This window comes from Prosthecobacter sp. (assembly GCF_044373815.1).
Taxonomy (GTDB): Bacteria; Verrucomicrobiota; Verrucomicrobiia; order Verrucomicrobiales; family Verrucomicrobiaceae; genus Prosthecobacter.
Window position 1 is genome coordinate 1 of sequence record NZ_JBIPNG010000332.1, and the last position, 7,415, is coordinate 7,415.

9 protein-coding genes are annotated in these 7,415 nt (G+C 59.7%); 6 read left to right on the top strand and 3 right to left on the bottom strand.

The features are described 5' to 3' along the window. On the bottom strand, positions 1–250 hold a 250-nt coding region (locus ACIREA_RS22180; protein ID WP_397384539.1), incomplete at its 3' end, for a hypothetical protein. A 59-nt stretch (positions 251–309) separates the two neighbouring features. Beyond that, the gene (locus tag ACIREA_RS22185; RefSeq protein WP_397384540.1) at positions 310–1,332 is read right to left on the bottom strand and encodes an NAD-dependent epimerase/dehydratase family protein; all 1,023 of its coding nucleotides are present in this window, start codon (positions 1,330–1,332) and stop codon (positions 310–312) included. Positions 1,333–1,573: 241 nt separating this feature from the next. Here ACIREA_RS22185 and ACIREA_RS22190 point away from each other — a divergent pair, with 241 nt between their 5' ends. The 6 genes from ACIREA_RS22190 to ACIREA_RS22215 all read left to right on the top strand — a co-directional run bounded on the left by ACIREA_RS22190 (position 1,574) and on the right by ACIREA_RS22215 (position 6,668). Further along, complete coding sequence (locus tag ACIREA_RS22190) at positions 1,574–2,350, top strand: TerC family protein (RefSeq protein WP_397384541.1); 777 nt, start codon at positions 1,574–1,576, stop codon at positions 2,348–2,350. Between the two features lie 529 nt (positions 2,351–2,879). Next, on the top strand, positions 2,880–3,317 hold the full coding sequence (locus ACIREA_RS22195) for an Hsp20/alpha crystallin family protein (RefSeq protein ID WP_397384542.1): 438 nt from the start codon (positions 2,880–2,882) through the stop codon (positions 3,315–3,317). A 40-nt stretch (positions 3,318–3,357) separates the two neighbouring features. Further along, entirely contained in the window at positions 3,358–3,738 is a 381-nt protein-coding gene (locus ACIREA_RS22200) for an Hsp20/alpha crystallin family protein (RefSeq protein WP_397384543.1), read from the top strand. A gap of 106 nt (positions 3,739–3,844) precedes the next feature. Continuing rightward, positions 3,845–5,230: an APC family permease gene (locus tag ACIREA_RS22205; RefSeq protein ID WP_397384544.1), complete on the top strand. Its 1,386-nt coding sequence runs from the start codon at positions 3,845–3,847 to the stop codon at positions 5,228–5,230. A gap of 34 nt (positions 5,231–5,264) precedes the next feature. Further along, complete coding sequence (locus tag ACIREA_RS22210; RefSeq protein WP_397384545.1) at positions 5,265–6,308, top strand: 3-deoxy-7-phosphoheptulonate synthase; 1,044 nt, start codon at positions 5,265–5,267, stop codon at positions 6,306–6,308. Positions 6,309–6,359: 51 nt separating this feature from the next. Then, positions 6,360–6,668, top strand: a complete 309-nt coding sequence (locus ACIREA_RS22215; RefSeq protein WP_397384546.1) for a putative quorum-sensing-regulated virulence factor — start codon at positions 6,360–6,362, stop codon at positions 6,666–6,668. A gap of 272 nt (positions 6,669–6,940) precedes the next feature. Here the strand turns inward: ACIREA_RS22215 and ACIREA_RS22220 are convergent, their stop codons facing one another. After that, positions 6,941–7,375: a DUF420 domain-containing protein gene (locus ACIREA_RS22220; RefSeq protein ID WP_397384547.1), complete on the bottom strand. Its 435-nt coding sequence runs from the start codon at positions 7,373–7,375 to the stop codon at positions 6,941–6,943. Positions 7,376–7,415: the final 40 nt, after the last annotated feature.

Consider the following 7,415-nt stretch of genomic DNA (forward strand, 5'->3'; position numbering starts at 1 on the left):
GATGCTCCGCAGGAGTGAGTGAGCCGTTCTTGCGCTTGGTCGAGAGGCGACGGTAAGTGGTGCGTTGATCGGTGGGAAGCGTGGTATTGATCGCTTCCAGCAGTCTTGCCTCATCCGCCTTGAGAGCACCCTTCTTCGTCGCAGCAAGCATCTGAAGTTTATGCAGGACGCCTTCGATGTCCGCCACGTTCAGCTTGCCTAACTCGCGAAGAATCAGCGCGGGCGTGAGATGTGTGGCAGTCAGCGACATGGATGAAGAATGGCGTGACTGGGTGAAAATTCAAGTGGTGAACTCTGGAGGCCCCGCTTTCAAAACTTCCCGTCGCGGGATTCGAAGTGGGTGGGTTTGCCGAGGGATTCGCCGCCGGTGGAGATCCATTGGGCGACCCATTCGGTGAGTTCTTCGTCGCGGATGAAGGGGATGCCGAGTTCGACGAAGCTGCGGTAGGGATTGCTGAGGAGGGCGTCGGGGGCTTCCTGGCCGGTGATCTGGACGGGTTTGCCGAAGAGTTTGCCGAAGGTATGGGCGACTTCGCGGACGCTGAGGGTGGCGGTGCCGGTGAGGTTGACGACCCAGGCGGGGCTGTGGGCTTTGGCGAGGCTGAGGAGGGAGAGGGCGTTCGCATCGCCCTGCCAGATGGTGTTGAACCAGCCCATGGTTACATCGACGGGCTCACCATTCCAGACCTGGCGTGCGATGTCGACCATGACGCCATAGCGGAGGTCGCAGGCGTAGTTGAGGCGGATAAGGGAGACGGGGGTGCCGCGGGTCTGGCTGAAGTACTCGAACATGCGCTCACGACCCAGGCAGCTCATGGCGTATTCGCCCTTGGGATTGAGTGCGTCTTCTTCGTGGCTGCCACCGTGCTCCACGGGTACGAGGCCATAGACATTGCCGGTGGAAAACGCGGCGATGCGGCTGCGGTGGTAGCGCTCGCACACGAGGCCGGGGAGCCAGGCGTTCATGGCCCAGGTCATGGATTCCTGACCGGTGGAGCCGAATTTCATGCCTGCCATGTAGATGACGTTGGGCGCATGCGGGAGGTAGGCGACGGCGTTGGCAGAGAGGAGGTCGGTGGCGATGACCTCGATGCCATGCTGCATGAATTCCTCCGCTGATCCCGGCGAACTGAAGCGTGAGACTGCGATGACGCGGCGCTTGGTTCCTGCTTCATCGCTGGCGCGTTTGGCCATGCGTGCGAGGGAGGGACCCATCTTGCCTGCGGCGCCGAGGATGATGATGTCGCCGGGGAGCTGGCTCATCATCTCAATGACGGCAGGTGTGGGGCGGCTGAGGCGTTCTTCGAGATCTGCGAGGCTGGCGGGCGGCATGGGCGCATCTATGAACGGGTTTTCGTTGTTGGAAAATTTTTTACTGCGTGAGGTGGCGGGACGCGGGGCGCACGTTTGAAGCCGCCAGCTCTGGCGCGGCTGTTCGTGTGAAGGACAAAAGTGACGGGAGTGACCGAAAAGACGTGGTATTCGGTGGCTGCCAGGCATGCGGGCCTGCTTGTCGTAGCAAATTCATCGTGGAGTTTGCCGAGGCGGCATTTTCCGCTAGGGTCGCGGCCCGATGATTGCCAACGCTGCCGCTGCTGTAACCGCCAATTTGAACGTGCTCGACTTTTCCTGGGTCGCGAACCCGGAGGCGTGGATCGCGGTGCTGACGCTGTGTGTGCTGGAGATCGTGCTGGGGATCGACAACATTGTGTTCATCTCGATCCTGGTGGACAAACTGCCGGCGGCGGACCGTCCGCGCGGGCGTTTCATTGGCCTGGGACTGGCGATGCTGACACGCATCCTGCTGCTGCTTTCCATCACGTGGGTGATGTCGCTGACGGCACCGCTGTTTACGGTGCTGGGGCATTCGATCACCGGCAAGGATCTGGTGCTGATCTTTGGCGGGCTGTTCCTGATCTACAAGAGCACGCATGAAATTCATGAAAAACTCGAAGGCGACCCCGAAGGCGAGGTGCGCGACAGCGTGAGCAAAGGGGCGGCGTTTGGCGCGGTGATGGTGCAGATTGCGCTGCTGGACATTGTGTTTTCGCTCGATTCGGTGATCACGGCCGTGGGCATGGTGAAGCATATTTCCATCATGGTGACGGCGGTGCTGATCTCCGTGGGATTCATGATGGTGTTTGCCAGAGCGGTGGGTGAGTTCGTGACACGGCATCCGACGGTGAAGATGCTGGCGCTGAGCTTTCTGATTCTCATCGGCACGGCCTTGATTGGTGAAGGCTTTCATTTTGAGATTCCGAAGGGCTACATCTACTTTGCCATGGGCTTTTCGATGATGGTGGAGATGCTGAACTTGAAGGCCAAGAAGAAGCGGGCGGTCAAGGCGTAAGGACGCACGGCTTAAAGCATGCCGGTCAAGCGTTGCGGCGAGAGGGCGTGACCAACGCTGCTGGCTGGCGTGATGTGCTGCGGAGTGCTCGGTTTGCTTCCCAGAGGTCTGGCTCTACCCAGGGTCGCCTCGCTGAGGCTCGGCTGACCCTGGGCTCAGCTCCGCAGCCCGTTTGGGGCTGGTGTGTCGCGGAGTGGAGTGGCGAAATATTACGGCAGTCAAAAGAGAAAACTCAGGGCGCGGTGAACCAGTGCATCGAGGTGCGAAAGTGTGCGAAACATGGTCTCAGCGAGTGCCATTGAGGACCCTCTGTTGGAGAAGAGGTCTAATTGGCAAAAATGTCTCACTGAAGAGACAGGACGTACCTTTTTTGGCACACCTTGAGGGCGGGTGGGGAGATTGTGGATTGAATTAGATTATTGGTTATCAATGAGTTGATTGGATGAAGGGGCGTCTGGCACGGCTGATGCATGAGTATGAGGAGGAAAGAATCTTCCGACTCAAAAACTCAAACCAAACCACTCAAGCTATGAAACTCATCCGAACCAACCCCTTCAGCCTCAACCGCGTTTCCGACTTCGACGAATGGTTCCGCCATCCGCTGGCCGGACTGCCATCCTTGAGCAGCTTCATCAACAACCTCGGTGAGGTTTTCCCCGGCGTGGCCGGTGACAAGCTGGCCGTGGATGTGCATGAAGACAAAGACAACTACTTCGCCAGCTTTGAAGTGCCGGGCGTGAAGAAGGAGGATGTCAAAATCGAGCTGAACAACGGCATGCTCACCGTGTCCGCTGAAAAGCGCGAGAAGGACGGCGAGAAGGAAAGCTCCTACAGCCTCACCCGCTCGGTGTCCGTGCCCGAAATCGTCAACGCTGAAGCCATCGTCGCGAAGCTGGAAGACGGCATCCTGACGGTGACCCTGCCGAAGCAGGAACGCAGCAAGCCACGCACCATCACCCTGAACTGATCTGATCAACACCCATCCAAAAATCCATTCTTAACAAATCATGAACACTACCTGCTCCCCCCGCACCAGCGCTCCCGCCACCTCCGGCGTTACCGAATCCCTGCGCAAGCCGCTCTACAACGTCAATGGCAATGCCGAAGCGTTTGAAATACGCGTCGAACTGCCCGGCGTGCCGAAGAACAACGTGAAGCTCGACCTTGAGGAAAACATCCTCACGGTGCGCGGCGAACGCAGCACGACCGTGCCGGAAGGCATGAAGGCTCTGCATCGCGAGCTGTCGCCGCTCAGCTACCTGCTCCGACTGCGTCTCAACGCACCCGTGAGCGAGGACCAGATGACGGCGAAGCTGGAAGATGGCGTGCTGACGCTGCGCCTGCCGCTCAAGGAAGTGGCGAAGCCGCGCCAGATTCCGGTGCTGTAACTGACCTGTGTGTGAACCTCGTGCGCCGTCCTCATTGCTCAAAGACGCGATGGGGGCGGCTGCTTTTTATCTTCCTGCGCGGCACGATCTCGGCTAGTAGCAGGGCATGGAACCCGCCGCGCTTTCTTCAAGGACCGACTCACCGCCCTCTCTGCAGCAAACCATCGGCGGCTGGCAGGTGCTGTTTTATGGACTGGGGTCCATGCTGGGAGCGGGCATTTATGCGCTGATTGGGCGGGCTGCGGATTCCTTGGGGAATGCGGTCTGGCTGGCGTTTTTGACCGCGATGATCGCCGCGATGCTCACGGGGCTGTCTTATGCGTGTGTGGGCAGTCGTTATGCAAGAGCCGGGGGCGCGGCCTATGTGACACAGCATGGTCTGCACAAGCCGCTGCTGAGCTACGTGGTGGGAATCGCGGTGATGATGAGCGGGCTCACAAGCATGGCGACCGGATCCCAGGCGATTGCGGAACAGCTGGAGAAGGCACTTGGGTTTGCGCTGGACATCAAGCTGGTGGCCATCGGGATCGTGTTTGTTGTGGGGTGTGTGATTTACCGCGGCCTGCGTGAAAGCATGTGGCTGAATGTGCTCTGCACGGTGGTGGAAGCTTCGGGCCTGCTGTTCATCATCGCGGTGGGTGCCCGGTACTGGGGCGGCGTCAACTATTTGGAAACAGCGAAAGACACGGTGGCTGGCGGGGCAGGCTCCGGCATCACGCTGGCGCTGGTGATGCAGGGGGCGGTGCTGACGTTTTTCTCCTTCATCGGTTTTGAGGACATTCTAAATGTGAGTGAGGAGGTCAAGAATCCGCGGAAGAATGTGCCGTTTGGCCTGATCGGCGCGATGATTTTGGCGACGCTCATTTACATGGCGGTGGCGATTACGGCGGTTTCGGTGGTGCCGTGGCGTGAACTGGCCGCGAGCAAAACGCCGCTGATGGATGTGGCGCATCGGGCCGCGCCTTGGCTGGGGGGCATCGACAAGCTGTACCTGGGCATCACGATTTTTGCGATCGGCAACACGGCGCTGCTGAACTACATCATGGGATCGCGCCTGCTGTATGGCATGAGCCGGCAGGGGCTGCTGCCTGCGGTGCTGGGGCGCGTGCACCCCAAGCGCCATACGCCGCACGTGGCGGTGTTTGTGCTCTTTGGCATCGTGTCTGTGCTGATCCTCAGCGGTGGTGTGAAACAAATGGCTGAATCCACGGTACTGCTGCTGCTGGCGGTCTTTACCGTGGTGAACATCGCCCTGGTGGTGCTGAAGCGCCGGCCGGGAGAGCCGCAGGGAGGGTTTGAGCCGCCGATGATCGTGCCGGTGCTGGGAGCTCTGACCTGTGCCTCGCTGATCTACACGCGCATTCACAGCGCGATCACAAGCCCTGACGCTTCCATGCACATCGCGCCGCTGATCGCGGGAGGGATCATTGTGATCAGCGTGGTGCTTTTCGCGGTGCTGAAGCCGAAGAATCCGGTGGTGCAGGAAGATTGAAGAAAGGCGGTTCCGGCTTTATGGAGGACTTTCCATGAGCCAGACTGCCAACCTTCACATCGCCTCCAACGTCCCGCTGCCTTCACCGCGCAGCCTGATGAGCGAGATCGCGCCGACTGACGCGCAAACCGCCTTCGTGGCGAAATCGCGGCAGGAGATTCGGGATATTCTGTTTGGCCGTGATCCGCGCTTTCTTGTGATCCTTGGTCCGTGCTCGATTCATGATCCCGAGGCGGGGCTGGAGTATGCACGGAAGCTGGCGGCGCTGGCGGAGGAACTGAAAGACCGGCTTTGCATCGTGATGCGTGTGTATTTTGAAAAGCCGCGCACGACGGTGGGCTGGAAGGGGCTGATCATGGATCCGCATCTGGATGGGAGCTGTGACATTCCGGCGGGGCTGAGGCTGGCGCGGAAATTTTTGCGCGATGTGCTGGATCTCGGCATGCCGACGGCGACGGAGCTGCTGGACCCGATCACGCCGCAGTACATTGCGGATTTGATCAGCTGGAGCGCGATTGGCGCACGCACGACGGAATCGCAGACGCACCGGCAGATGGCTTCGGGTTTGTCGATGCCGCTGGGTTTCAAGAACGGGACGTTTGGGCACATCACGCCGGCGATCAATGCGATCAAGGCGGCGATGCAGCCGCAGACATTTCTGGGGGTGAGCGAGGATGGCGTGGCATCCGCTGTGACGACGAGCGGCAACCCGGACTGCCACATCATTTTGCGCGGGGGTGAAGACGGCCCGAACTATGGAGCGGATGATGTGCGGGAGACGATCGACGGGCTTGAGTCTGCGAAGCTCAAGGCGGCGATCATGATCGACGCCAGCCATGGGAACTGTGCTAAGGACCACCGTCGGATGCCGGATGTGTTCCGGGAAATCGTGAGGCAGCGTGTGGCGGGGCAGAAGGCCATCATTGGCGCGATGCTGGAGAGCAATCTTGTGGGTGGCAGTCAGAAGTTTCCGCAGCCGCTGGAGCAGCTGGTGCGGGGGCAGTCGATCACGGATGCGTGCATTGACTGGGAGACAACGGAGGCCTTGCTGCGCGAGGCGCATGCGGGTCTGAAATGAGGGAGGCGGAATTCTGGTTTCGTCATACTTGGTCACGCGTATCGTCTGAGTATGGACGACCTTGCTGCCCGCATGCGCGCTGATCTGGAAGAGATCGGGCGGACGTTCATGCCGTTTGGGAAGTATGGGCCGCAGCATTTTCCGCCGAACGGGGTGCCGATCTATGACATCCCGGCGGAGTATCTGGGGTGGTTTGCGAACAAGGCGGGGTTTCCGAAAGGACGGCTGGGCGTCTTGTTGCAGATGGTGCACCAGATGAAGGCGGACGGGTCCGACATCGTGTTTGATGTGTTCCGGAAGAGGTATGGGCGCACGGACCTCAAACCGGCGAAGCGGAAGTCGTGGAAGTTTGAGGAGTGAGCGGACGCAAGGCGGGTGCGGTCACGGAAGGGAATACGAAGCGCTCCAAGAGCGCAGGGTAAGTGGACGACGGACACCTTCGTCAGCAATGGGATGCCCCTCACCCTTACCTCTCCCCAGAGGGCGTCTTGGGCATTGCCATATCCTCGGTGGGGAGAGGGGATTCACTGTATGCCGACGCGACGTTATGAGCCAGTATGGCTATAAAATATTTAAAATGCGTAACGCATGCGTTTGGCTCAGCGCACCCCCAACCTACGTTTCAAGCTGCGTTATGCGCGGATGGGCGGGCCGTACCAGACGTAGCACATGAGGTAGACGATGATGCCGGTGACGGAGACGTAGAGCCAGACGGGGACGGTCCACTTGGCCACGCGCTTGTGCTTGTCGAAGCGGCTGCGCAGGGCGGGGACGACGGTCATGATGATCATCGGCAGGCTGAGGATGGCCAGCGGGATGTGCGTGAAGAGGATGGTGAAGTAGACCGGACGGGTGAGGCCGGTGCCGGCGAACTTCACGTGGCCTGCATGGTAATGATAATAGAGGTAGCAGCCGAGGAATGCCGTGGAGAACAGCAGGGCGATGACCATGCTGACGATGTGCGGCTTCTTGTGGCCGAGCTTGATCATCGTGAGACCGAGGATGATGTGCAGCAGCGCGCAGCCGTTGAAAATCGTGTAGAGCTTGGGGAGTTCGGTGACGTCCATGGTTTATTTCGTGGCAGCAGGTACGTAAGGTGCCTTTTTC